The organism is Isoptericola sediminis (genome assembly GCF_013085345.1).
Classification (GTDB): Bacteria; Actinomycetota; Actinomycetes; order Actinomycetales; family Cellulomonadaceae; genus Isoptericola; species Isoptericola sediminis.
The window spans coordinates 463,476-486,745 of the sequence record NZ_JABFAJ010000024.1 but is presented as its reverse complement, the minus strand read 5'-3'; the positions used below and the strand labels follow the sequence as shown (position 1 = coordinate 486,745).

The window sequence follows — 23,270 nt, the reverse complement described above, 5'->3', positions numbered from 1 at the left end:
CCCGGGGCAACTGCCCGCGGCCGCACCCCGCCGGTCCCGGCGGGTTCAGCGCACCTCGACCCCGGCGGCCCGCATCGCGTCCTTGACCTCGCCGACCGTCAGCGTGCCGAAGTGGAAGACGCTGGCGGCCAGCACGGCGTCGGCACCGGCCCGGGCCGCGGCGACGAAGTGCTCGGGGGTCCCGGCGCCGCCGGAGGCGACCAGCGGGACGTGGACGCGCTCGCGCACCGCGCGGAGCATCTCCAGGTCGAACCCGCCGGTGGTGCCGTCGGCGTCCATCGAGTTCAGCAGGATCTCGCCGGCACCCAGCTCGGCGCCTCGTTCGGCCCACTCCACGGCGTCGATGCCGGTGCCGCGGCGGCCGCCGTGGGTGGTCACCTCGTAGCCCGACGGCGTGGTGGTGTCCCCGGTCACGCGGCGGGCGTCCACCGAGAGGGTGAGCACCTGGTTGCCGAAGCGGTCGGCGATCTCCGCGATCAGCTCGGGGCGCGCGATCGCCGCGGTGTTCACGCCGACCTTGTCCGCCCCGGCGCGCAGCAGCCGGTCGACGTCCTCGGCCGACCGCACACCCCCGCCGACCGTCAGGGGGACGAAGATCTCCTCCGCGGTGCGGCGCACCACGTCGATCATGGTCTCCCGGTCGCCGGAGGAGGCCGAGACGTCCAGGAACGTCACCTCGTCGGCACCCTCGGTGTCGTACCGGTCGGCGAGCTCCACCGGGTCGCCGGCGTCGCGCAGGTTGGTGAAGTTGACGCCCTTGACGACCCGTCCGGCGTCGACGTCGAGGCACGGGATCACCCGAACGGCCACGGTCATGCGGTCCTCATCCTTCGGTCGTGCCGGCGGACGACGCGCCGCCGTCCTGGGTGCCGGCCGCCTCGTCGGCCCCCTCGCCGTCCTCGTCCGGGACCGGCTCGTCCTGCGTGACCTGGAAGCGCGCGTCGAGGATGTCGATGACGTAGACGAGGGTCTCGTCGGCCAGCTCGCTGTTGGTGCCACCGTAGCCCAGGTGCGGGGGCACCACGAGCATCACCTGCGACCCGACGGACTGCTCGAGCAGTCCCTGGTCCCAGCCCTCCACCAGTCGGCCGATGCCGATCGTCGCGGACTGCGGGGCCACGCCGTCGCCCCAGCTCGAGTCGACGACCCGGCCGTCGCTCCACCGCACCGCGACGTAGCGCGCGGTCACCATCTGCCCGACCTCGACCTGGGGGCCGTCCCCGCGGACCAGCGGTTGCACGACGAGCTCGCTCGGCGGCTCACCGCCCTCGACGAGCACCGTCGGGCTGCCGTCGGGGTCGCGGACCACCTGCGGCAGCCCCTCGACCGGTTCGACGACGTCCCCGGTGGCCCGGGTCGGCAGCACGTCCACGACGAGCACGACCGGGACGTCGTCGTCCTTCTCGACCACCAGGACGCGCGCCCCGACCCTCTTTCCCCGCAACGAGTCGTAGAGGTTCTGGCCCAACGAGTCCGGGTCGAACGTGTACCAGGCGGGAGCGTCCAGGTAGGTCGAGGAGATCACGCTGCCGTCGCGCCCGTCCTCGGCGTACATGTGCAGCAGGACGGGTTCGCCGGTCTCCAGCGGTTCCCCGCCCCCGGGGCGCAGCGTGCGCGACCCGGACTGGACGATCTGGTACGGCTGCGGGTACTCGAGGGCCGGTGGCTGCCCCTCCGGACCGGTGACCTGCACCGGGACCTGGGAGGGCAGCGGGCTCGGGGTGACCCGGTCCCACACCGGCGTCCCGCAGCCGGTCAGCGTCAGCACGACGGCCAGGACGGCGACGAGCAGACGGGGACGGGCGGGGAGCACCGGGACAGTCTGCCACGTCGACCCGGAGGCCCCGGAACGGCCGACGGTCCAGGGGACGGCGTCCTACATGGACTCGATGAGCCGTTCGACGCGCTCGTCGACGTTGCGGAAAGGGTCCTTGCACAGGACGGTGCGCTGGGCCTGGTCGTTGAGCTTGAGGTGGACCCAGTCGACCGTGTAGTCGCGTCGCGCGTCCTGGGCGGCCCGCACGAAGTCGCCGCGCAGCTTGGCCCGCGTCGTCTGGGGCGGGATCGCCGTGGACTCGAAGACCTCGAGGTCGGTCACCACCCGCTCGACCATCCCTCGCGCCGCGAGCAGGTTGTAGAGCCCCTCCGTGCGGGAGATGTCGTGGTAGGCCAGGTCCAGGCGCGCGACCCGGGGGTCGTCCATCGACAGGTCGTGCTTGGCCCGGTACCGCTCGATGAGCCGCCACTTGATGACCCAGTCGAGCTCGCGGTCCACCAGGGTCAGGTCGCCCGACTCCAGGGCGCGCAGCCCCCGCTCCCACAGGTCCAGCGTCTGCTTGACCTGCGGAGTGGGGTCCAGGTGGGCGTCGACGTGCTCGCGCACCCGCTGGTAGTACTCCCCCTGGACGTCGACCGCCGTCGCGGTCCGGCCGTTCGCGAGCTGGACGGGGTGCTTGCCCGAGGAGTCGTGACTGATCTCGCGGATGGCCCGGATCGGGTTCTCCAGGGAGAGGTCCCGCACCGGGACCCCGGCCTCGACCAGCCGCAGCACCAGGTCGGTGGCACCGACCTTGAGCAGCGTGGTCGTCTCCGACATCGAGGAGTCGCCGACGATGACGTGCAGGCGCCGGTAGTGCTCGGCGTCGGCGTGCGGCTCGTCGCGCGTGTTGATGATCGGCCGCGAGCGCGTGGTCGCGCTCGAGACGGCCTCCCAGATGTGGTCGGCCCGCTGGGACAGGCAGTACGTCGCCCCGCGGGGGGTGGCCAGGACCTTCCCGGCGCCGGTGAGCACCTGGCGCGTGATGAGGAACGGCACCAGCACGTCGCTGAGGCGGGAGAAGTCGCCCTGGCGGCGCACCAGGTAGTTCTCGTGGCAGCCGTAGGAGTTGCCCGCCGAGTCCGTGTTGTTCTTGAACAGGTGCACCTTGCCCGGCAGGCCCTCGTGCTCGAGACGCTGCTGGGCGTCGGCCACGAGCCCCTCGAGGATCCGCTCGCCGCCGCGGTCGTAGGCCACGAGCTGGCGGACGTCGTCGCACTCGGCGGTGGCGTACTCGGGGTGCGAGCCGACGTCCAGGTACAGCCGGGAGCCGTTGCGCAGGAACACGTTGGAGGACCGGCCCCAGGCCACGACCTTGCGGAACAGGTAGCGCGCGACCTCGTCCGCGCTCAGCCCCCGTCCGTCGTCGGCCGCGCACGTGACGCCGTACTCGGTCTCCAGCCCGAAGATCCTGCGGTCCATGTCCGCCCCCTCAGTCGTCCCCGCGCAGCAGCTCGGCCAGCGCGTCGCCCTGCCACCGGCGGAAGGCCCGCCGGGTGCGGCGGCGGTCCAGCACCGCCACCTCCAGCCCGCCCGCGGGGATCTCGCGTTCCTGCCCCTCGGCGGCGATCGATCCGTCCGTGCTCACCGCGCCGAGCGTGCGCACGGCGAGACGCAGCACGGCGGCGAGGTCCATGCCCGGCTCCCAGCCCTCGCGCAGCCGGGAGGTGAGCTGGTCGGCCTGGCCGCCCATGACCACGAACCCGTGCTCGTCGGCCACCGAGCCGTCGTACGACAACCGGTACAGCTGGTCGTCGGCCGGCGTGGCCCCCACCTCGGCGACGACGAGCTCGACCTCGAGCGGCTTGGACTCCGTGGTGAAGACCGTCCCGAGGGTCTGCGCGTAGGCGTTGGCGAGCCCGCGGGCCGTCACGTCGGTGCGGTCGTAGGAGTACCCGCGCAGGTCGGCGTACCGCACGCCCGCCACGCGCAGGTTCTCGAACTCGTTGTACTTGCCGACGGCGGCGAAGGCGATGCGGTCGTAGATCTCCGAGATCTTGTGCAGCGCCCGCGACGGGTTCTCCGTGGCGAAGGCGATGCCGTCGTCGTACGCGAGCACGACGACGGAGCGGCCGCGGCCGATGCCCTTGCGCGCGAAGTCCGCCCGGTCCTTCATCAGCTGCTCGGGCGAGACGTAGAACGGCATGTTCATGCGCGCGAACCCTCCTGACGACGATCGGCCACGATCTGCTCCACGACGGCCGCGAGGGCGTCGTCCGGGACCCGCCGGTACCCGTCGGCGGTCACGGTCGCCACCACCGGCCAGATGCGCCGGACCGTGTCGGGCCCGCCGGTGGCGCTGTCGTCGTCGGCCGCGTCGTAGAGCGCCTCCACGGCGACGGCGACGGCGGCGTCCGCGTCCAGACCCTGGCGCCAGCGCTTCTTGAGCGACCCCCGGGCGAAGACCGAGCCCGAACCCACCGAGTGGTGGTCGTGCTCCTCGTACCGCCCGCCGGTGACGTCGTAGCTGAACAGCCGGCCGGTGGACCGGTCGAGGTCGAAGCCGCCGAACAGCGGCACGACGGCCAGCCCCTGCATTGCCAGCGGCAGGTTGCCGCGGATGATCGCCGCGAGCCGGTTCGCCTTGCCGTCCAGCGAGAGCTGGGAGCCCTCGATCTTCTCGTAGTGCTCCAGCTCGAGCTGGAACAGCCGCACGAGCTCGAGCGCGATACCGGCGGACCCGGCGATCCCGACGGCGGAGTGGTCGTCGGCGTCGAAGACCTTCTCGATCTCTCGGCTCGCGATGAGGTTGCCCATCGTCGCCCGGCGGTCGCCCGCCATGACGACGCCGCGGCCGTGCTCGTCGTCCCCGAAGGTGAGGGCGACGATGGTGGTCGCGTGCGGCGCCATGTCCGAGGCCGGCCCCGTCAGGCCGGTCGGACGGTTCCCGGGCAGCAGCGCCGGGGCGTGCTCGCCGAGGAAGTCGACGAACGAGCTCGACCCCGGACGCAGGAACGCGTCCGGCAGCCGGCCGGAGGACTCAGCGGATGAGGCGGTCACTCACTGCCCACCCTTCTGCACGAATCCCCGGACGAACGACTCCGCGTTCGACTCCAGGACCTCGTCGATCTCCTCCAGCAGCGAGTCGACCTCCGCGTCGCGGTCGGCGGCCTGCGGGGCGGCCGGGGCAGGGGCCTCCGCGTCGTCGTCCTCGGGCGTGCGGTCGTGGTCCTGCGGGTTGATGCGTTCCTGACCGGCCATGGTCCGCCTCCTTCGCGTTCCCTGCGGGTGTTGGCAAGCCTATGTCGTCCTGGGCGTGGTGCAGCGCAGACTCACGATTCCCCCCGCAACCCCGTCAGCAGGGCGGTCGCGTCCGGGCTCGCGTCCAGCAGCTGGCCGATGTGCTGGGCGGTGCCGCGCAGCGGGTCCGGCATCGGCACGCGCTGCAACGAGGCGGCACCCGCGACGTCGAAGATCACCGAGTCCCAGCTGGCCGCCGAGACCTCGTCGGCGTAGCGCTCCATCACCTCGCCGCGGAACCACGCCCGCGTGTCCGTCGGCGGGTGGTGCACCGCGCGGGCGACCTCGTCCTCGGTGGTGATCCGCTCCACCGCCCCGGAGGCCACCAGCCGGTGGTAGATCCCCCGCTCGGGGCGCACGTCCGACCACTGCAGGTCCAGGGCTCCCAGCCGCGGGTGGTCCCAGTCCAGGCCGTCGCGGGAGCGCAGGCGCTCCAGGAGGCGCAGCTTCGCCACCCACTCGACCTCGCGGGCGCAGGACATCGGGTCCTCGGCGAGCCGCTCGAGGACGTCGCGCCAGCGGGCGACGACCTCGTCGGACGCGGCGTCCGAACTGAGGGCCGCCAGCGACCGCGTCACGAGGTCGAGCAGCCGCCGCTGGATCTCCAGCGCGGTGGCCGTCGTCCCGTCGGCGAGGTCGAGACCGGCGTCCAGGTCGAGGTCGCGCGAGACCTGCCGCACGGCCGGGACCGGGTCGGCGAGCCGGAGCCGGGACAGCTCGGCGCGGGCCGGGACCCCGGCCTCGGCGAGGTCGTCCAGGTGCTCGAGCACCCACAGCACGAGCGAGGTGGTGCCCAGCTTGAGATAGGTGGCGACCTCGAGGTGGTTGGCGTCGCCGAGGATGAGGTGCAGGCGGCGCCAGCGCGTCCGGTCGGCGTGCGGCTCGTCGCGCGTGTTGACGATCGGTCGGCGCAGGGTCGTCTCCAGGCCGATCTCGGCCTCGATGTAGTCAGCGCGCTGCGAGAGCTGGAACCCGGGCTCGTCCCCGGTCTGGCCGAGCCCGACACGGCCGGAGCCGGTGTACACCTGCCGGGTGACCAGGAACGCGGTGACCAGCTCGGCGAGCGTGCTGAAGGGCAGGTCGCGGTCGACCAGGTAGTTCTCGTGGGTGCCGTAGCTCGCGCCCTTGCCGTCGACGTTGTTCTTGTAGAGCACGATCTCCGTGCCCGGCACCTGGGCCAGGTGCCGGGAGGCCGCCAGCATCACCCGTTCGCCGGCCACGTCCCACACGACCGCGTCGTGCGGGTTGGTGACCTCCGGCGAGGAGTACTCGGGATGGGCGTGGTCCACGTACAGCCGGGCGCCGTTGGTGAGGATGCAGTTGGCGGCGCTCGGGTCGTCGTAGTCCTCCGCCTCCGGTCGCTCGACGCTCTCGGGCGTGGCGGCCGTGTCCCCGGCGCCGTCCGTACCGGACGGCGCCGGGGCGTCCGGGTCGTCCGTCAGCAGGGAGGGATGGGCGGAGGCTCGGTCGAGGTGGAAGCCGCGGGCGTCCGCCAGCGGGTCCTCGTCGTCGTAGTCCCACCGCGCCGGCGGGTGACCGGGACGGCCGTCCTGGACCAGCGCCCGATAGGTGGTCACGACCTGGGAGCTCATCAGCATCGGGTTCGCCATCGGGCGCCCCGGGGACAGCACGCCGTACTCGGTCTCGATGCCCATCACGCGTCGCACGCTCACACGCCCACCCTATGCGGGGACCGGTCCCCACCGCGTCGATAGGGTGAGCCCGTGGTGGATTGGTTCACGCGGGCCGTGCGCGGCCAGGACTGCGGCGAGGCAGCGCTCGCCGTCGACTGGTCGGCGACGCCGCTCGGCCCTCCCGACGCCTGGCCCGCGGGCCTGCGACGCGCCGTCGAGCTGTGCTTCAGCACCCGGTTCGCCGTCCTGGTGAGCTGGGGCCCCGAGCTCACCATGATCTACAACGACGGGTACCGCGAGATGCTCGGTCGCGACCTGCACCCGCAGGCCATGGGCGCTGCCGCGCCGAAGCTCTGGGGACAGATCTGGGACGAGGTCGGTCCCCTGTTCGACGACGTCATCCGGACGGGCAGGCCCACCTGGGACGTCGACATGCCGTTGATGATGGACCGGTCGGGGTTCGTCGAGGAGACCCGGTTCACCTTCTCGTACAGCCCGCTGCGGGACGACGACGGTGTGGTGCAGGGCGTCATGGACATCGCGACCGAGACCACCGACCAGGTCGTCGACCGACGTCGCCTGTCCACCCTCAGCCGCCTCTCGTTCGCGCTCCACGGACGCCACGGCGACCCCGAGGAGGTGGCCGACCTGGCCACCGCGGTGCTGCGGGACGCCGAGGACGTCGGCGAGGTGCACGTCTCCCTCGATGACCCGGGCGGGCCGGACGGGCACGACGAGGCGACCGACCACCCGGACACGGCACGGCCCGCGGGACCGGTCTGGCACGGCCGGACGCTGTTCGCTCCCCTGGACACCCACCCGGGGCGGCCTCCGCTCGGGACGATCACGCTGCGGGGCAACGAGCACCGGCCTCTCGACGAGACGCAGCGCTCCTTCCTCCTGCTGCTCGCGTCGACCGTGTCGCACGCCGTCGCCGCGGCGGAGGAGCACCGGAGCCGGGTGAGCCGGCTCACGGGCGTCAGTGACGCGCTGCAGCGGGCCATGGTGCCCGCCACCCCGACGTCACCACGCTGGCAGACGCGCTACCGACCCGCCGACGACAGCCTGGCGGTGGGCGGGGATTGGTTCGACGTGGTCGAGCTGTCCTCGGGCCGGTTCGGGCTGGTCGTCGGCGACTGCGTCGGCCACGGTGTCGTGGCGGCCGCGTCCATGGGCAGGCTCAGCAGCGCGGGACGCGCGCTGATGCTGGCGGGGTCCGGTCCCGCGCAGGTCCTCGCGATGCTCGACGAGTTCGCCCGGACCGTGCCCGGTGCCGAGCACGCGACGGTCTTCTGCGGCGTGGTCGACCCCGCGACGATGACGCTCACCTACTCCAGCGCCGGGCATCCCCCGGGACTGCTGGTCGGCGCCGACGGCGCCAGCGCATGGCTGGACGGTGCCCGCGGCCCGCTGCTCACCCTGCCGCACGTCGGCCGGTCGGAGCACACGGCGACGCTCGCCTCCGGCGACACCGTGCTGCTCTACACGGACGGCCTGGTCGAACGGCGGGACACGAGGCTCCGGGACGGCCTCGAGCGTCTCGCGGCCGTGGCCCGTGCCGAGTGCCGCGGCACCCCGCTGGACGAGCTGCCCGAGCGCCTCCTCGACGCGATGCTGCCCGACGGCGCCCGCGACGACGTCGCTCTCGTGGCCTACCGCACCGACTGAGCGCCGCACCCCCTGTTACAGGTACTGACCGGTGGAGTGCACCGTGTCGATGGTCCGCGGCGTGCTGTGCTCGCCCTTCTTCTTCGAGATCGTGCGGATGAAGACGATCCGCTCACCCTTCTTGCCACTGATACGAGCCCAGTCGTCGGGGTTCGTCGTGTTCGGCAGGTCCTCGTTCTCCTGGAACTCGTCGACGCACGCCGCCAGCAGGTGCTCCACGCGGATCCCGCGCTGGCCGGAGGCCAGGAGGTCCTTGATCGCCGACTTCTTGGCCCGGTCCACGACGTTCTCGATCATGGCCCCGGAGTTGAAGTCCTTGAAGTACAGCGTCTCCTTGTCGCCGCTGGCATAGGTGACCTCGAGGAACTGGTTGTCCTCGTCCTCGGCGTACATCCGCTCCACGACGGACCGGACCATCGCCTGGACGGCCTCCGCCGCGTCCCCGCCGTGCTCGGCGAGGTCGTCGGTGTGGATCGGCAGGTCGGGGGTGAGGTACTTGCCGAAGATCTCCGTGGCCCCCTCGGCGTCGGGACGCTCGATCTTGATCTTCACGTCCAGCCGCCCGGGACGCAGGATCGCCGGGTCGATCATGTCCTCGCGGTTGGAGGCACCGATGACGATGACGTTGTCCAGCCGCTCCACCCCGTCGATCTCGGCGAGCAGCTGCGGCACGATCGTGGTCTCGACGTCCGAGGAGAGCCCCGTCCCGCGGGTACGGAACAGCGACTCCATCTCGTCGAAGAACACGACGACGGGCATCCCCTGGCTGGCCTTCTCCCGGGCCCGGGCGAAGATCAGGCGGATGTGCCGCTCGGTCTCCCCGACGTACTTGTTGAGCAGCTCGGGGCCCTTGACGTTGAGGAAGAAGCTCTTCGCGTTGGGGTCGCCCCCGCGCTTCTCGGCCACCATGCGCGCCAGCGAGGAGGCGACAGCCTTGGCGATGAGGGTCTTGCCGCAGCCCGGAGGGCCGTAGAGCAGCACGCCCTTGGGCGGGCGCAGCCCGTGCTCGCGGAACAGGTCGGGGTGGGAGAAAGGCAGCTCGACGGCGTCGCGGATCGCCTCGATCTGCTCCCCCAGGCCGCCGATGTCCTCGTAGGCGATGTCCGGCACCTCCTCGAGGACCAGCTCCTCGACCTCCGACTTCGGCACCACCTCGAAGACGAACCCGCTGCGCACGTCGACGGTCAGGGCGTCACCGACCCGCAGCGTGCCGGCGGCGACGGACCCGGCCAGGCGCACGACGCGCTCCTCGTCGGCGCGTCCGACGACCAGCACGCGCTCGTGGTCGAGGACCTCCTTGACCGTGACGAGCTCACCGGTGCGCTCGTAGCCCCCGGCGCCGACGACGGTCATCGCCTCGTTGAGCTTGACCTCCTGGCCCGGGGCGAGGTCGCCCAGCCGCAGCTGCGGACTGGCCTGGACGTGCATCTTGCGGCCCTGCGAGACGACGTCGACCGACCCGTCGTCGTGGGCCGACAGGAACGTGGCGTAGGTCCCGGGCGGCTTGGCGAGGTCGTCGATCTGCTTCTTCAGCTCGACGATCTGCTCGCGGGCCGCGCGCAGCGCCTCGGCGAGCCGCTCGTTCTTCGCCGCGAGCAGCGCCAGCTGGGCGTCGCGACCGGACGGCGCCGGCGTGTCCGAGTGCTCCGGGCGAACAGGCTGGTCGGTCATGGCGTCCCCTTCCGTGCGGCCCGGGCCTCCTCCCCTCCGCTGAGGGGATTCCTCCCGAGTGACAGCACCCTACGGGTCAACGCCGACAACGTGTGGCACATTTCACGGTCGGGTCCCGACGTTCACACGATGACGACCGAACTGTGACTCCCCCGCAATCTGCCGGGAACATCACTCCGGTTCCTGGCCGACCTCACGGCGCACGCGACGGACCTTCTTGTCCGAGACCGCCTTCTCGCCGAGCTCCTCCTCGCTCCACCGGCCGGCGCCCCACTGCTCCTCGTCGCCCGGGCGCGAGCCCTTGGCCGGACGCCGCTTGCGCACCGGCGGGGTGACGCCGTCGGCCAGCCGGCGCGCGGTCAGCAGGAAGCCGGTGTGCCCGACCATCCGGTGCTGCGGCCGGACCGCCAGGCCCTCGAGGTGCCAGCCGCGCACCATCGACTCCCAGGCGGACGGCTCGGCGAACCGTCCGTCGGCGCGCAGCGCCTCGGCGGTCCGGGACAGCTGGGTCGCGGTGGCGACGTAGCAGACCAGCACACCGCCCGGGATCAGTGCCTCGGCGACCGCGTCCACGTTCTCCCACGGCGCGAGCATGTCCAGCACGACGCGGTCCACCGAGCCGGGGTCCACGACCTCGCCCGCCCGGTCGGCCAGGTCGCCGGTGTGCAGGTGCCAGGCGGGATGCGGTCCGCCGAAGAACGTCTCGACGTTGCCGCGCGCGATCGCGGCGAAGTCCTCGCGGCGCTCGACGGAGTGCAGCTCACCGGCGTCGCCCACGGCCCGCAGCAGGGACATCGTCAGCGCCCCGGAGCCGACGCCCGCCTCCAGCACGCGCGCACCCGGGAAGATGTCGGCCATCTGGACGATCTGCCCGGCGTCCTTCGGGTAGACGACGGCGGCACCCCGCGGCATCGACAGCACGTAGTCGCTCAGCAGCGGACGCAGGGCGAGGTACTCGATCCCGGCCGTGTTCGTGACCACCCAGCCCTCGGGACGCCCGAGGAGGTCCTCGTGGCGGAAGTAGCCCTTGTGGGTGTGGAAGGTGGCGTTCTCGGCGAGCGTGATCGTGTGCATCCGACCCTTGGGGTCGGTCAGCTGGACCTTGTCGCCGACGCGGAAGGGACCGCGACGGATGTCGGCACCGGTGGCGGAGGAGGAAGTCACGCCGATCGAGTCTACCGGCGGCCCGCCGGGCGGACCGCCGCCGCGACCCGTGCCACGTCCAGCACCGCGACGACCCGGCCGCCGTCCGTCACCGGCACCACGCGCGCCCCGCCGGAGACACGGGCCAGGTGCTCCAGCAGCTCGGGTCCGGACTGCTCCAGCGCGACGGCCGCTCCCGCGGGGAACGGGACGAGCGCCGACTCGACCGGGACGGCCGCCGCCTGGTCGGCCGGGACGGCGGCCGCGGCCTGCGGGTCCACCCACCCGGTCGGCTCCCCGCGGTCGTCCACGACCACGACCGCGACCTCGCCGTGCCCGCGCGCCGCCCGACCGGCCTCGGCGACGGGACTCCCCGCCGGGACCACGACGGCGGTGGTCATCAGGGTGCGCACGTCGATCCGGCTGACCGCGTCGCGCCGCCGACCGGCACGCATGGCCTCGGAGGCACCGGACCAGAGGAACGCCCCGATGAGCGCGGCCCACATGACGGTGAAGAGGTCCGGGCTGCGACCGTCGACGAGCGGCCAGACCAGGGCGCCGAGCACGACGGCGAGACCGACGGCACGGCCGACCCACCCGGCGGCCACCGTGCCCGTCGTCCGGGACCCGGTGAGGGCCCAGACGGCGGACTCGAGCACCTGCCCGCCGTCGAGCGGCAGGCCGGGGAGCAGGTTGAACGCCCCGACGAACGCGTTGGAGAACGCCCCCGCGTACAGCAGCAGCGCAGGGATCGACGACGACGACGACTGGGCGGTGAAGAGGAACCAGAACGCGGCGGCGAGCGCCAGGTTCGTCAGCGGTCCGACGACGGCGATCAGCGCGCTGTCCCGGGGGCGGCGCACGGCCCCCGAGTAGGCCGTGTGACCGCCCCACAGCGTCAGGGCCAGCTCGTCCACGCGGTGACCGCGCGCCCGCGCCACCAGCGCGTGCGCGACCTCGTGGCAGAACACCGAGGCGAACAGCAGCAGGACGAACGCGAAGGCCACGACCAGGACGCCGACCGTTCCCATCGCCGGGGCGAAGGCGCGCACCGTCGGCGCGAAGAGCAGCGTCAGCACGACGGCTGCCACGAACCACGACCGGGTCACCAGGACGGGGGCACCGGCCACGCGGCCGATCCGCCACCCGGAGGAGCGTTGAGTCACCGGTCCAGGCTATCCGGCGTGGCGCCAGGAACCGCTGGCGCGCGGAACCGCTGGCGCCCGGCAGCGGTCGTGTGGGCGGCCGGCCGTAGGGTGTCACGCATGACGACGACGGCGGATCCTGCCACCGGTTCACCGGACGCCACGGAGGTCGACACCGCGGCGGAGGCGCCCCGGCGGCCCGCTCTGTCGCCGTCGCGGGCCAACGACTTCATGCAGTGCCCGCTGCTGTTCCGCTTCCGGACGGTGGACCGGCTGCCGGAACCTCCGTCCTCGGCCGCGGCACGCGGCACCCTGGTCCACGCCGTGCTGGAGCGGCTCTACGACGCCCCGCTCGGCGAGCGCACCCCCGAGGCGGCGCGTGCCCTGCTGCCGGGCGAGTGGGAGCGGCTGGTCGAGGTCGAGCCCCGCTACGCCGAGCTGTTCACCCCCGGCGGCGACGCGACCGGTCAGCCCCTCGAGACGTGGCTCGAGGGCGCCGGGCGCCTGCTGGGCACCTACTTCACCCTGGAGGACCCGAACCGGCTCGAACCCGCGGCGCGCGAGCTGAAGGTGGAGAGCCAGCTCGAGGACGGCCCGCTGCTGCGCGGCGTCGTCGACCGCCTCGACGTCGCCCCCGACGGGGCGGTCCGCGTGGTCGACTACAAGTCCGGCCGGTCGCCGCGCCCGGGCTTCGAGGCCTCGGCGCTGTTCCAGATGCGGTTCTACGGTCTGGTCGTCTGGCGCGAGCGGGGCGTGCTGCCGAAGATGCTGCAGCTCGTCTACCTGGGCGACGGCCAGGTGCTGCGCGCCGAGCCCCGCGCACGCGAGCTGGAGGTCACCGAGGCCAAGGTGCGCAGCCTGTGGGACGCCATCACCACGGCGGCCCGCCGGGGCGAGTTCGTCCCGAAGCAGAGCAAGCTGTGCGGCTGGTGCGCCCACCAGGCCGTGTGCCCGGCGTTCGACGGCACTCCCCCACCGATCCCCACCGACGCCCTGCGCCGGCGGCTGGGGGTCGAGGTCTAGCGGCTCAGGTCGCCGCCGGGGTGAGGTCGAGCACCTCGCCCGCGACGAGGCGACGCATCGTGCCCAGGTCGACGTCCGCGAGGCTGGTCGCGCGGCTGAGCCCGGGCCGCGGCTCCACGGGCAGCACGGCCTCGACGCCGAGGGTGCGCGCCCCGGACGCCAGCGCGGAGGAGATGCCGGCCGGCGAGTCCTCGAGCGCCACGCACTCCTCGACCGGCACGCCCAGCCGCTCGACGGCGACCAGGTACGGCTCGGGGTCCGGCTTGCCGCGGGTCACCTGGTCGCCGGTGACGAGCATCTCGAACGCCCCGGGCACGTGCGCGGTGACGGCCTCGGCGAGCACCGCGTAGCTCATCGTGACCAGGGCGCAGCGCACCCCGGCCTCACCCAGGGCGGCGAGCAGCTCGCGGGCACCGGGCCGCCACGGCACGGACTCGGCGACCTGGGCCTGCACCCGTCCCAGGAGGTGCTGCACGATGGCGTCGAGGGGCAGGTCGACGCCGGCCTCCTGCAGGACACCCGCCGAGACCGTCAACGGGTTGCCCACGAGCTCCAGCGCCCGCTCGTGGGACCACCGGCCACCGTGGGCGGCGACGAGCTCGTGCTCGGCGCGGATCCAGTACGGCTCGGTGTCGACGAGGGTGCCGTCCATGTCCCACAGGACGGCGGCGGGCAGCGCGGCGGTGTCGTCAGGCATCACCCCGTCATCGTACGAGGGCCGTCGCCGGGACCCGGGGCCCGTCGCGGACGGTTCCCGGCCCGCCTGTATAGGCTGACCAGATGACCACCGAGCAGCCGGTCGGCCGTCACGCCGCACGTCAGACCGTCATGATCGCGGCCTTCGAGGGGTGGAACGACGCGGGCAGCGCCGCCACGGACGCCCTCGAGCACCTCGCCGACGTGTGGGGAGCCTCACTGCACCGCGAGCTCGACCCCGAGGACTACCACGACTTCCAGGTGAACCGACCGATGATCGGCAGCGGGCCGGACGGACGTCGGATCATCGCCTGGCCCACCACGACCGTGTCCGTCGCCGAGCTGGCGGACCGCCGTGTCGTGCTGGTGCACGGCATCGAGCCGTCGTTCCGCTGGAAGACCTACTGCCGCGAGCTGCTGGACATCGCGACGGAGCTGGGGGTGCGGACCGTGGTCACGCTCGGGGCGCTCCTCGCCGACGTGCCGCACACCCGTCCCATCCCCCTGACCGCGACCACGGAGAGCCCGGGGCTCCGAGCGGTGCTCGACGTCGAGCCGAGCACCTACGAGGGCCCGACCGGGATCGTCGGGGTCCTGCAGCACGAGGCCGCCGCCCGTGAGTTCCAGGCGGTGTCGTTGTGGGCGGCGGTGCCGCACTACGTCGCCAACCCGCCCTCGCCCAAGGCCACCCTCGCCATCCTGACCCGGGTGGAGGACCTGGTCGGCGCGTCGGTGCCGATGCGCGACCTGCCCGAGGACGCCGAGGCGTGGCAGGAAGGGGTGGACGAGCTGGCCCGCGAGGACTCCGAGATCTCCGAGTACGTGCAGCAGCTCGAGGAGGCGAAGGACACCGCGGAGCTGCCGGAGGCGTCCGGCGAGGCGATCGCCCAGGAGTTCGAGCGCTACCTGCGGCGCCGGGACCTGGGACCGGGCCGGGGCGGCGGCCACGGGACACCGGGGAACCCGGACAAGAGCTGACGCCCCGCCCACGGCGGGCCCGGCCGGCGCCGTGCCGGCCGGGGCGTCACAGCCGGAGGCCGAGCAGCGCGTTGACGGCGCGGGCCACCACGCCGGGAGCACCCTCGGTGTCCGCGGAGGTGTCCCGCCCCGGCGCGAGCGCCTCGTCGGCCCACGCGTCGACGGCCGCGAGGGCACGCGGCGCGTCCAGGTCGTCGGCGAGAGCGGCCCGCATCTCGGCCAGAGTGGCCTCCCAGGCCGGCCCGCCGTTGCCCGAGACGGCCTCCCGCCACCTCTCCAGGCGGGCCTGCGCGGTCGTGAGCAGGTCGTGCGTCCACTCCCACTCGGTGCGGTAGTGCTGCGACAGGATGCCCAGCCGCACCGCCATCGGGTCGACGCCGTCGCGGCGCAGGGCCGAGACCAGCACGAGGTTGCCCCGCGACTTGCTCATCTTGTGGCCCTCGTAGGCGATGAGTCCGGCGTGGGCGTGCGCGCCGGGGGCGGAGGACGGGCCGGCGAGCATGCGCCCGTGCGAGACCGACATCTCGTGGTGCGGGAAGACCAGGTCCGAGCCGCCGCCCTGGACGTCGAAGGGCAGCCCGATCCCGTCGCGGGCGATGACCGTGCACTCGACGTGCCACCCGGGGCGCCCGGTGCCCAGGACGCCGCCGTCCCAGGTGGGCTCGCCCGGCCGCTCACGGCGCCACAGCAGCGGGTCGAGCGGGTTCTTCTTGCCGTCGCGGTCGGGGTCGCCGCCCCGCTCGGCGAACAGCTCGGCCATCGTCGCCTGGTCGAACCCGGAGACGGCACCGAAGTCGGGGTCGGCGGTCAGGTCGGCGTACACGTCCCCCAGGCAGGGGTCGTCGCCGCCCGCCCCGGGCTCGACGGGGACCCGGTAGGCGCTCCCCTCCTCGAGCATCCGCGCGACGGCCTCGGCGATCGGTCCCACGTACTCGGCGACACCGGTCCACGGGTCGGGCGGGATGACGCCGAGCGCCGTCATGTCCTCGCGGAAGAGCGCCACCTGCTCGGCCGCGAGCTCGTGCCAGTCCACCCCGGTGGCCGCGGCCCGTTCCAGCAGCGGGTCGTCGACGTCGGTGACGTTGGAGCTGTACGTCACGTCCTTGCCGGCGTCGATCCAGGCCCGGTGCAGCAGGTCGAACGCGACGTAGGTCGCGGCGTGCCCGAGGTGGGTCGCGTCGTACGGCGTGATCCCGCACACGTAGCTGCGTGCCGTCGGCCCGGGGGCCGCCTCGACGAGACGTCCGGTCGTCGTGTCGTGGATGCGCACGACGGGACGGCGGCCGTCCGCGGGCGCGGGCAGCTCGGGGATCTGAGGGGTGGGCCAGGATCGCACGGCCCCAGGGTACCGGCGTCAGCCGGTGGTCACGGCGGGGTCGGCCTCCAGGACGCCCGTGAGAATCAGCACGACGACCAGCACCGCCAGGCCGTAGCGGTAGTAGACGAACGGCTTGTAGGAGTACGTCGAGACGATCTTGAGGAAGCCGATCAGCACGACGTAGCCGAGGGCGAAGGCTACGAGGGTCGCGATCAGGGTCGCGCCCCACCCCGCCGACCCGGGCGCCGGGTCTCCCCCGGCGGCCTTGGCCAGCTGGTAGAAGCCCGAGCCCAGCACGGCCGGGATCGCCAGGAGGAACGAGTAGTCGGCCGCGGCGCGACGGGTGAAGCCCATCGCGAGCCCGGCCGTGATGGTGCCGCCGGACCGCGACACGCCGGGGATGAGCGCCAGCGCCTGGGCGAGCCCGTACCCGATCGCCCGCTTCGGGGTCAGGTCCTCCACGACGCGGGTGCGCCGCCCGTAGCGGTCGGCCAGGTCGAGCAGGACGCCGAAGACCACCAGCGTCGCCACGGTGATCCACAGGTTGCGCAGCGTGGTCTCGATCGCCTCGTCGAAGAGCACGCCCAGCACGACGATCGGCAGCGAGCCGAGGGCGATGTACCAGGCCATGCGGGCGTCGGCGTCGTGCGCGCCGAACCGGTCGCGCCACGTGGTGCCGTGGTCGCCGCGCAGCGAGGTCCACCACCCCACGCAGATGTCCCGGATCGCGCGGCGGTAGTACAGCAGGACCGCCACCTCGGTGCCGATCTGGGTCACGGCCGTGAACAGGGCGCCCGGGTCGGCACCACCGATCAGCTCACCGACGATCCTCAGCTGTGCGCTGGAGGAGACCGGCAGGAACTCGGTGAAACCCTGGACCAGACCGAGGATGATCGCTTCCCACGCACTCACGAGCGGCCACACTACCGTTCCCGCAGGTGGGCTCCGGCACGTGCCGTCCCGGCCTCCGGCGAGGTTCCGGGGCGCGGTCGCGCCCCGCCGGTAGGGTCACGGCCATGGAAAGACGCCAGGTGGGAGGCTCGGGGCTGCACGTCTCGGCGCTGGGACTCGGCACCATGTCGTGGGGTCGCGACACGGACGCGGACGACGCCGCACAGATCCTGCGGGCGTTCCTGGACGCGGGCGGGTCGCTCGTCGACACCGCGGCCGCGTACGGCGACGGGGACGCCGAGCAGATGCTCGGCGACCTGCTGGACGGCCCCGTCGCACGCGAGGAGCTGGTGATCGCGACGAAGGCCGGGGTGCGCCACGGTCCCGAGGGCACGCGTCGCGACGCGTCGCGCGGGGGGCTGCTGGGCGAGCTGGACGCCTCCCTGCAGCGGCTGGGCACCGACCACGTCGACCTGTTCCTGGTCGCGTGCCCCGACCCCGTCACGCCGCTGGAGGAGACGGTCTCGGCCCTGCGGCTGGCCGTGACGTCCGGCCGGGCACGCTACGTCGGGCTCTCGAACTTCCCGGCCTGGGCCTCGGCGCGGGCCGCGACGCTGCTGGAGTCGACCGACGGCATCGGGCTCGCGGCCCTGGAGCTGGAGTACTCGCTGCTGCAGCGCGGGCTGGAACGAGAGGTCGGGCCGGCGGCCGCCGCCCTGGGTCTCGGGCTGCTCGCCTGGTCGCCGCTCGGCCGCGGCGTGCTGACCGGCAAGTACCGGCGCAGCGTCCCGGCGGACTCACGGGGTGCCTCGAACCGGCTGGCCGGCTTCGTCGAGCCGTACGTCGAGGACGCGGGCGCGGCGTCCGTCGTCGAGGCCGTCGCGACGGCCGCGGACGGTCTGGGCCGCGCCCCCCTGGAGGTGGCCCTGGCCTGGCTGCTCGCCCGCCCCCAGGTGGCGTCCGCCATCGTGGGGGCGCGGACCCCGGTCCACCTGCGCGGGGCGACGGGGGCGGTGGACCTCGACCTGCCGGCCGAGGTGCACGGGGCCCTCGACGACGTCTCCGGACTGTCCCTGGGCTATCCCGAGCGCTGGTAGCGGCCCGCCTCAGCGGGCACTGGCCTCGTCGTCGTCCTCGTCGTAGTCCTCGTCCTCGTCGTCATCGTCATCGTCGTCGAGGTAGAACGGCGTCACCTCGCTGTAGGCCTGCGCCAGCGCGTCCTCGTACACCTCGAACGCGTCGGCGAGCACCTCGTAGGCGTCGTCGACGGCGGGGTCCTCGTCCCCCCGGCGGGAGGACACCGCGTGGAAGTGCCCCTCGAGGGCGGCGACGAAACGGTCCAGCGCGGCACGCGGGTCAGCGGTCATGCTCCGACCGTAGCGCCAAGAGCGGCAGAATGGGCACACGAAAACGACGCACGGCCTGATCGGGAGGCGACGGATGGCATCGAGCTGGCGCACGCACGGGCAGTACGAGTACCGGGTGGTCACGATCGACCGCGGCACCTCGGTGCCGGACGCCCGCAAGCGACTCACCGAGGAGGCCGAGTACGGGCGGTGGGAGCTCGCCCGCACCCGCCTCTACCTGGGTGGAGAGCGGCGGGTGTGGCTGCGCCGCAAGATCATCAAGGCGACCTCGACGCTCTGAGATGGAGACCTTCCGCAAGTCCCGCGCCGGCGCGCCGGCCGGGTTCTTCGACACCGAGGCGGCGGGGCTGCGCTGGCTCACGGTCGACGGCGGGCCCCGGGTGGCCCGGGTGCTGGAGACCGGTCCGGGGCACCTCGACCTCGAACGTCTCGACGCGGCCCCGCCGACCGCGGCGGCCGCCCGCGCGTTCGGCGGCCGGCTGGCGACGCTGCACGACGCCGGAGCCCCCGCCTTCGGCGCCCTGCCCCCGCACGCCGAACAGGGATGGTTCGGGCCGCTGGACGACCCGCTCGCCATGCCCGCCGGCGCGTTCGAGGACTGGCCGACGTTCTACGCCGAGGCGCGGCTTCGACCGATCGTCGCCCAGGGGCTCGAGCGCGGGGTGCTCGGTCGCCGCGACGCCGAGGCGATGGAGGCGGTGTGCCGGGTGCTGCCCGACCTCGCCGGTCCGCCGGACTCCCCGGCGCGGCTGCACGGCGACCTGTGGTCGGGCAACCTGATGTGGACCGCCGACGACGACGGCGGCACCGAGGCGGCGCTCATCGATCCCGCCGCCCACGGCGGCCACCGGGAGACGGACCTGGCCATGCTCGCTCTCTTCGGTGCGCCGCACCTGGACGAGATCCTCGTCGGCTACGACGCCGTGCACCCGCTGGCCGCCGGGTGGGAGGACCGCGTCGCGCTGCACCAGCTCTACCCCCTGGCGGTGCACGCGGTGCTGTTCGGCGGCGGGTACGTCGACGGGACCAGGCGGTCGATGGCCGCGCTGGGCGGGTGACACCGTGCCGGTCACGAGCGCCGGGCTGCTCTTCCACCGTCGCACCGACGGCCGGCTCGCGGTGCTCCTGGCGCACATGGGCGGCCCGTTCTGGGCTCGCCGCGAGGTGGGCGCCTGGACGATCCTCAAGGGTGAGGTCGGTGCGGACGAGGACGCCCACACCGCCGCCGTCCGGGAGGCCGCCGAGGAGCTGGGCGTGCCCCTTCCCACGGAGACCGTGCCGGACCTCGACCTCGGCGAGGTGCGTCAGCGCTCCGGCAAACGGGTCCGGGCGTGGGCCCGACGCTGGCCGCCGCCCGGCCCCGACCCGGAGGCGGTGCGCAGCAACACCGTCCGGATCGAGTGGCCGCCCCGGTCGGGCCGGCACGTCGAGGTCCCCGAGATCGACCGGGTCGCCTGGTTCAGCCCCGACGAGGCGCGCCGGGTGGTCGTGCGCGGCCAGGCCGACCTGGTCGACCGGCTCGAACGGGCGCTGGACGACCCGGACGTCGCGACCTGAGGGCGCTCAGCAGGTCGACAGCATCCGGTCCAGGACGCGCGTGCCGAACTTCAGGGCGTCGACCGGGACACGCTCGTCGACGCCGTGGAACATGCCGGCGAAGTCGAGCTCGGCGGGCAGCCGCAGCGGCGCGAAGCCGTAGCCGGTGATGCCGAGGCGGGCCAGCGACTTGTTGTCCGTGCCGCCGGACAGCGTGTAGGGCAGGACGGCGGCGCCCGGGTCCTCGGCGTGCAGCGCGTCCACCATCGCGTCCACCAGCCCCCCGCTGAAGGGCACCTCCAGGGAGCGGTCGGCGTGGATGGTCTCGACGCGCACCTGCGGGCCGGCGAGCTCGCGCAGCACGTCCCAGGCCTCGGCGTCGTGGCCGGGCACCGTGCGCATGTCCAGCGCCGCGGTGGCGGACCCGGGGATGACGTTCGCCTTGTACCCGGCGTCGAGCTGGGTCGGGTTGGTCGTGTGCCGCACGGTGGCCCCGACGAACTTCGCGGCGGGCCCGAGGGCGGCCACCAGGGCGTCCACCTGCTCCCGGTCGGCGCCGCCCTCCGGGTCGAACGGGAGACCGGTCAGGTCCGACACGCCGCGCAGCAGCCGCTCCACCGTGGGGGTCAGCGTGTACGGCCAGGCGTGCTTGCCGATGCGGGCCACCGCGGCCGCCAGCTCGGTGACGGCGTTCTCGTGGTTGACCTGGGACCCGTGGCCGGCCCGGCCGTCGGCCACCAGGCGCAGCCAGGCGAGACCCTTCTCGGCGGTCTGGACCAGGTAGGCGCGCCGGCCGCCGACGTCCACCGAGAACCCGCCGACCTCGCTGACGGCCTCGGTGGCCCCCTCGAAGAGCTCGGGGTGGTGGTCCACCAGCCAGCGGGCGCCGAGCACGCCGCCGGCCTCCTCGTCGGCGAACATGCCGATCACGACGTCCCGTGCCGGGCGACGGCCCTCGCGGACCATCTGGCGCACGACCGCCAGGATCATCGCGTCCATGTCCTTCATGTCGACGGCGCCGCGCCCCCACAGCAGCCCGTCGATCTCCTCGCCGGCGAACGGGTCGACCGACCAGTCCGACGCCTGCGCGGGCACGACGTCGGTGTGCCCGTGCAGGACCAGCGCGTCCCGCGTCGGGTCGCTGCCCTCGAACCGTGCCACGACCGAGGCGCGGCCCGGCCGGGACTCGTAGATCTGCGGCTCGAGCCCGACGTCGGCGAGCAGCCCGGCCACGTGCTCGGCGGCCTTGCGCTCGCCGGGTCCCTGGTTCTCGCCGTAGTTGGAGGTGTCGATCCGCAGCAGGTCCTGGCAGATCCCGACGACCTCGTCGGCGGCGGTGGGCTGGTGCTGGTCGTTCCCGGGTGCGTTCACGCACACACCGTACCCACGCCGGACACCCTGCCCCGCGCCTCCTGCGCTCAGGAGGCCTCCGTCAGGCGGCCGTCGGACCTGAGCAGCAGCCGGGTGTCGACGCCGAGCCGGTCCACGAACGACCGGTCGTGGCTCACCACCAGCAGCGCGCCCCGGTACGACGACAGGGCCTCGACGACGCGGTCGACGCTGGCCAGGTCCAGGTTGTTCGTCGGCTCGTCCAGCACGAGCAGCTGCGCGGGCGGTTCCGCGAGCAGCAGCCGGGCCAGGTGCACCCGGAACAGCTCTCCGCCGGACAGCGTGGCCACCGGGCGCTCGACCTGGGCGCCGCGCACGAGGAACCGGGCCAGCCGGGCGCGCAGCTCGCCCGGGGCGACGCCGGGAGCACCGGCGCGGACGGCCTCCAGGACGGTGGCGCGCGGGTCCAGACCGTCCAGGCGCTGCGGCAGGTACCCGACCCGGTCCGTGCAGAGCTCACCGGCCGGGGACGGACCGGCGAGCAGCCGCCGCAGCAGCGTCGTCTTGCCCACCCCGTTCGGCCCGGACAGGGCGACACGCTGCGGCCCGGCGACGACGACGTCCCGGCCGTCGGACGACCCGAGCACCGCGATCCGCCGGGACGCCGGGACCTCCGGGTCCGGCAGGTCGATGGTGATGCGGTCGTCGTCACGGACCGCGCCCCGGGCGGTCTCCACGGCGGCGCGCGCCGTGCTCTCCGCGGCCGCGGCGGCCCCGCGCCGGGCGCCCTGCGACTTCTCCGCGCTGTTGCGTCGGTCGTTGATCGCCGCCTTGACGAACTTCGCGTCGGCCGCGTCCTTGCGCCCCTGACGCTGGGAGTGCGCGACCCGATCGGCGATCTTGATCCGTTCGCGGCGTTCACGGCGCCAGGTCTGCTCGGCGTCGCGCACCGACCGCAGCGCGGCCTCCTGCTGCACGGCGAGGTGCTGCTCGTAGGCGCTGTACGGTCCGCCGAAGGTCGTCAGCGACCCGGCGCGCAGCTCGGCGGTGGCGTCGGTGAGCTCGAGGAGGTCCCGGTCATGGGACACGACGACCAGAGCGCCGCGCCACGTGCGCACGAGCTCGGCGAGGCGCTCCCGGGCGTCCCCGTCGAGGTTGTTCGTGGGTTCGTCGAGCAGCGCCACGTCGGGACGGCGCAGCCGCAGGCCGATGACGGCGGTGAGCACGGCCTCGCCGCCGGACAGGGTGCCGACGGCGAGGTCCAGCACGCCGGCGGTGTGCGGCAGCCCCGCGGCCGCGAGCGCCGCCACGGCACGCTCCTCGACGTCCCAGTCGTCCCCCACGGCGTCGAACAGCTCCGGGCGCACGTCGCCGTCGGCGATCGCCCGCACGGCGTCGAGGGCGGACCGGAGGCCGAGGAGGTCCGCGACGGTCGCGTCGGTGTCGAGGGTGAGACGCTGCGGCACGTAGCCGGCGGTGCCGGCCACGGACACGGTCCCGGAGGTCGGGGCGAGATCGCCGGCGATCAGCCGCAGCAAGGTGGACTTGCCGGTGCCGTTGTCACCGACCAGGCCGGTGCGGCCGGTCGGGAAGGTGCCGGTGAGGGCGTCGAGGGCGATCGCGCCGTCGGGCCAGGTGAAGGTGAGGTCGCGCAGGACGACGGCAGGGGACGGAGCAGGGGTGGGCACGGGATCTCCCGGGGGCACGGCGGTCGTGCGCCGACGTCGGCCGTCCACCGGGTGGTGCACTGGTCCGGGTGCGGGTGGGCAGGCGTCAGCGCGAGGTCGTCGGACCGTGCGCCGTGTCGGTCACCGG

General features: G+C 73.6%; 23 protein-coding genes. 7 read left to right on the top strand and 16 right to left on the bottom strand.

All coding sequences use genetic code 11. The features are described from left to right. Window positions 1-45: 45 nt before the first annotated feature. The 7 genes from hisF to dop all read right to left on the bottom strand — a co-directional run bounded on the left by hisF (window position 46) and on the right by dop (window position 6,711). A complete protein-coding gene (gene hisF / locus HLI28_RS14730) occupies window positions 46-816 on the bottom strand; it encodes an imidazole glycerol phosphate synthase subunit HisF (RefSeq protein ID WP_171248289.1) in 771 nt (256 codons plus the stop codon). Window positions 817-823: 7 nt separating this feature from the next. Beyond that, window positions 824-1,813, bottom strand: a complete 990-nt coding sequence (locus HLI28_RS14725; RefSeq protein ID WP_343035858.1) for an FKBP-type peptidyl-prolyl cis-trans isomerase — start codon at window positions 1,811-1,813, stop codon at window positions 824-826. A 63-nt stretch (window positions 1,814-1,876) separates the two neighbouring features. After that, on the bottom strand, window positions 1,877-3,238 hold the full coding sequence (pafA, locus tag HLI28_RS14720) for a Pup--protein ligase (protein ID WP_171248288.1): 1,362 nt from the start codon (window positions 3,236-3,238) through the stop codon (window positions 1,877-1,879). Between the two features lie 10 nt (window positions 3,239-3,248). Continuing rightward, entirely contained in the window at window positions 3,249-3,968 is a 720-nt protein-coding gene (gene prcA, locus HLI28_RS14715) for a proteasome subunit alpha (RefSeq protein WP_171248287.1), read from the bottom strand. Continuing rightward, window positions 3,965-4,816 carry a proteasome subunit beta gene (gene prcB, locus HLI28_RS14710; protein WP_171248286.1) on the bottom strand — a complete coding sequence of 284 codons (852 nt, stop codon included), beginning with the start codon at window positions 4,814-4,816 and terminating at the stop codon, window positions 3,965-3,967. The genes prcA and prcB overlap by 4 nt, the downstream gene beginning before the upstream one ends. After that, complete coding sequence (locus HLI28_RS14705; RefSeq protein ID WP_171248285.1) at window positions 4,817-5,017, bottom strand: ubiquitin-like protein Pup; 201 nt, start codon at window positions 5,015-5,017, stop codon at window positions 4,817-4,819. It lies immediately after the preceding gene. Window positions 5,018-5,088: 71 nt separating this feature from the next. After that, window positions 5,089-6,711, bottom strand: coding sequence for a depupylase/deamidase Dop (dop, locus tag HLI28_RS14700; RefSeq protein WP_216077830.1), 1,623 nt, complete (start codon window positions 6,709-6,711; stop codon window positions 5,089-5,091). 69 nt (window positions 6,712-6,780) lie between these two features. On the opposite strand from dop, the gene HLI28_RS16005 reads away from it, so the two are divergent. Next, the gene (locus HLI28_RS16005; protein WP_171248284.1) at window positions 6,781-8,358 is read left to right on the top strand and encodes a SpoIIE family protein phosphatase; all 1,578 of its coding nucleotides are present in this window, start codon (window positions 6,781-6,783) and stop codon (window positions 8,356-8,358) included. 15 nt (window positions 8,359-8,373) lie between these two features. Here the strand turns inward: HLI28_RS16005 and arc are convergent, their stop codons facing one another. The 3 genes from arc to HLI28_RS14680 all read right to left on the bottom strand — a co-directional run bounded on the left by arc (window position 8,374) and on the right by HLI28_RS14680 (window position 12,338). After that, window positions 8,374-10,029, bottom strand: a complete 1,656-nt coding sequence (arc, locus tag HLI28_RS14690) for a proteasome ATPase (protein WP_171248283.1) — start codon at window positions 10,027-10,029, stop codon at window positions 8,374-8,376. A 171-nt stretch (window positions 10,030-10,200) separates the two neighbouring features. Next, window positions 10,201-11,199 carry a tRNA (adenine-N1)-methyltransferase gene (locus HLI28_RS14685; RefSeq protein ID WP_425483398.1) on the bottom strand — a complete coding sequence of 333 codons (999 nt, stop codon included), beginning with the start codon at window positions 11,197-11,199 and terminating at the stop codon, window positions 10,201-10,203. A 5-nt stretch (window positions 11,200-11,204) separates the two neighbouring features. Then, window positions 11,205-12,338, bottom strand: coding sequence for a site-2 protease family protein (locus HLI28_RS14680; RefSeq protein ID WP_171248281.1), 1,134 nt, complete (start codon window positions 12,336-12,338; stop codon window positions 11,205-11,207). 99 nt (window positions 12,339-12,437) lie between these two features. On the opposite strand from HLI28_RS14680, the gene HLI28_RS14675 reads away from it, so the two are divergent. Then, complete coding sequence (locus tag HLI28_RS14675) at window positions 12,438-13,340, top strand: RecB family exonuclease (protein WP_171248280.1); 903 nt, start codon at window positions 12,438-12,440, stop codon at window positions 13,338-13,340. Window positions 13,341-13,344: 4 nt separating this feature from the next. Here HLI28_RS14675 and HLI28_RS14670 read toward each other — a convergent pair whose 3' ends face one another. After that, complete coding sequence (locus tag HLI28_RS14670) at window positions 13,345-14,037, bottom strand: HAD family hydrolase (RefSeq protein ID WP_171248279.1); 693 nt, start codon at window positions 14,035-14,037, stop codon at window positions 13,345-13,347. A gap of 83 nt (window positions 14,038-14,120) precedes the next feature. On the opposite strand from HLI28_RS14670, the gene HLI28_RS14665 reads away from it, so the two are divergent. Next, a complete protein-coding gene (locus tag HLI28_RS14665) occupies window positions 14,121-15,014 on the top strand; it encodes a PAC2 family protein (protein WP_171248278.1) in 894 nt (297 codons plus the stop codon). Window positions 15,015-15,060: 46 nt separating this feature from the next. Here HLI28_RS14665 and mshC read toward each other — a convergent pair whose 3' ends face one another. After that, window positions 15,061-16,350 (bottom strand): cysteine--1-D-myo-inosityl 2-amino-2-deoxy-alpha-D-glucopyranoside ligase, encoded by a 1,290-nt coding sequence (mshC, locus tag HLI28_RS14660; RefSeq protein WP_171248277.1) that lies wholly within the window; start codon window positions 16,348-16,350, stop codon window positions 15,061-15,063. Between the two features lie 18 nt (window positions 16,351-16,368). Then, a complete protein-coding gene (gene uppP / locus HLI28_RS14655) occupies window positions 16,369-17,244 on the bottom strand; it encodes an undecaprenyl-diphosphatase UppP (protein ID WP_171248276.1) in 876 nt (291 codons plus the stop codon). 104 nt (window positions 17,245-17,348) lie between these two features. Here uppP and HLI28_RS14650 point away from each other — a divergent pair, with 104 nt between their 5' ends. After that, the gene (locus HLI28_RS14650) at window positions 17,349-18,320 is read left to right on the top strand and encodes an aldo/keto reductase (protein ID WP_171248275.1); all 972 of its coding nucleotides are present in this window, start codon (window positions 17,349-17,351) and stop codon (window positions 18,318-18,320) included. A 9-nt stretch (window positions 18,321-18,329) separates the two neighbouring features. On the opposite strand, the gene HLI28_RS14645 is transcribed toward HLI28_RS14650, so the two are convergent. After that, complete coding sequence (locus HLI28_RS14645; RefSeq protein WP_171248274.1) at window positions 18,330-18,590, bottom strand: primosomal protein; 261 nt, start codon at window positions 18,588-18,590, stop codon at window positions 18,330-18,332. A gap of 73 nt (window positions 18,591-18,663) precedes the next feature. Here HLI28_RS14645 and HLI28_RS14640 point away from each other — a divergent pair, with 73 nt between their 5' ends. The 3 genes from HLI28_RS14640 to HLI28_RS14630 are packed head-to-tail and all read left to right on the top strand — an operon-like array spanning window position 18,664 to window position 20,147. Continuing rightward, the gene (locus tag HLI28_RS14640; RefSeq protein ID WP_171248273.1) at window positions 18,664-18,870 is read left to right on the top strand and encodes a DUF5703 family protein; all 207 of its coding nucleotides are present in this window, start codon (window positions 18,664-18,666) and stop codon (window positions 18,868-18,870) included. A gap of 1 nt (window position 18,871) precedes the next feature. Then, a complete protein-coding gene (locus HLI28_RS14635) occupies window positions 18,872-19,648 on the top strand; it encodes a fructosamine kinase family protein (RefSeq protein ID WP_171248272.1) in 777 nt (258 codons plus the stop codon). Window positions 19,649-19,652: 4 nt separating this feature from the next. Then, window positions 19,653-20,147 (top strand): NUDIX domain-containing protein, encoded by a 495-nt coding sequence (locus tag HLI28_RS14630; RefSeq protein ID WP_171248271.1) that lies wholly within the window; start codon window positions 19,653-19,655, stop codon window positions 20,145-20,147. A gap of 6 nt (window positions 20,148-20,153) precedes the next feature. Here HLI28_RS14630 and HLI28_RS14625 read toward each other — a convergent pair whose 3' ends face one another. Both HLI28_RS14625 and HLI28_RS14620 read right to left on the bottom strand, forming a co-directional pair. Then, window positions 20,154-21,497 (bottom strand): M20/M25/M40 family metallo-hydrolase, encoded by a 1,344-nt coding sequence (locus tag HLI28_RS14625; RefSeq protein WP_171248270.1) that lies wholly within the window; start codon window positions 21,495-21,497, stop codon window positions 20,154-20,156. A gap of 47 nt (window positions 21,498-21,544) precedes the next feature. Beyond that, window positions 21,545-23,143, bottom strand: a complete 1,599-nt coding sequence (locus tag HLI28_RS14620) for an ATP-binding cassette domain-containing protein (protein WP_171248269.1) — start codon at window positions 23,141-23,143, stop codon at window positions 21,545-21,547. Window positions 23,144-23,270: the final 127 nt, after the last annotated feature.

Coding starts and splice junctions, on each gene's coding strand:
- hisF (WP_171248289.1), bottom strand. CDS start 816: ATGACCGTGGCCGTTCGGGTGATCCCGTGCCTCGACGTCGACGCCGGA.
- pafA (WP_171248288.1), bottom strand. CDS start 3,238: ATGGACCGCAGGATCTTCGGGCTGGAGACCGAGTACGGCGTCACGTGC.
- prcA (WP_171248287.1), bottom strand. CDS start 3,968: ATGAACATGCCGTTCTACGTCTCGCCCGAGCAGCTGATGAAGGACCGG.
- HLI28_RS14705 (WP_171248285.1), bottom strand. CDS start 5,017: ATGGCCGGTCAGGAACGCATCAACCCGCAGGACCACGACCGCACGCCC.
- dop (WP_216077830.1), bottom strand. CDS start 6,711: ATGGGCATCGAGACCGAGTACGGCGTGCTGTCCCCGGGGCGCCCGATG.
- arc (WP_171248283.1), bottom strand. CDS start 10,029: ATGACCGACCAGCCTGTTCGCCCGGAGCACTCGGACACGCCGGCGCCG.
- HLI28_RS14675 (WP_171248280.1), top strand. CDS start 12,438: ATGACGACGACGGCGGATCCTGCCACCGGTTCACCGGACGCCACGGAG.
- HLI28_RS14670 (WP_171248279.1), bottom strand. CDS start 14,037: ATGCCTGACGACACCGCCGCGCTGCCCGCCGCCGTCCTGTGGGACATG.
- HLI28_RS14665 (WP_171248278.1), top strand. CDS start 14,121: ATGACCACCGAGCAGCCGGTCGGCCGTCACGCCGCACGTCAGACCGTC.
- HLI28_RS14650 (WP_171248275.1), top strand. CDS start 17,349: ATGGAAAGACGCCAGGTGGGAGGCTCGGGGCTGCACGTCTCGGCGCTG.
- HLI28_RS14645 (WP_171248274.1), bottom strand. CDS start 18,590: ATGACCGCTGACCCGCGTGCCGCGCTGGACCGTTTCGTCGCCGCCCTC.
- HLI28_RS14640 (WP_171248273.1), top strand. CDS start 18,664: ATGGCATCGAGCTGGCGCACGCACGGGCAGTACGAGTACCGGGTGGTC.
- HLI28_RS14635 (WP_171248272.1), top strand. CDS start 18,872: ATGGAGACCTTCCGCAAGTCCCGCGCCGGCGCGCCGGCCGGGTTCTTC.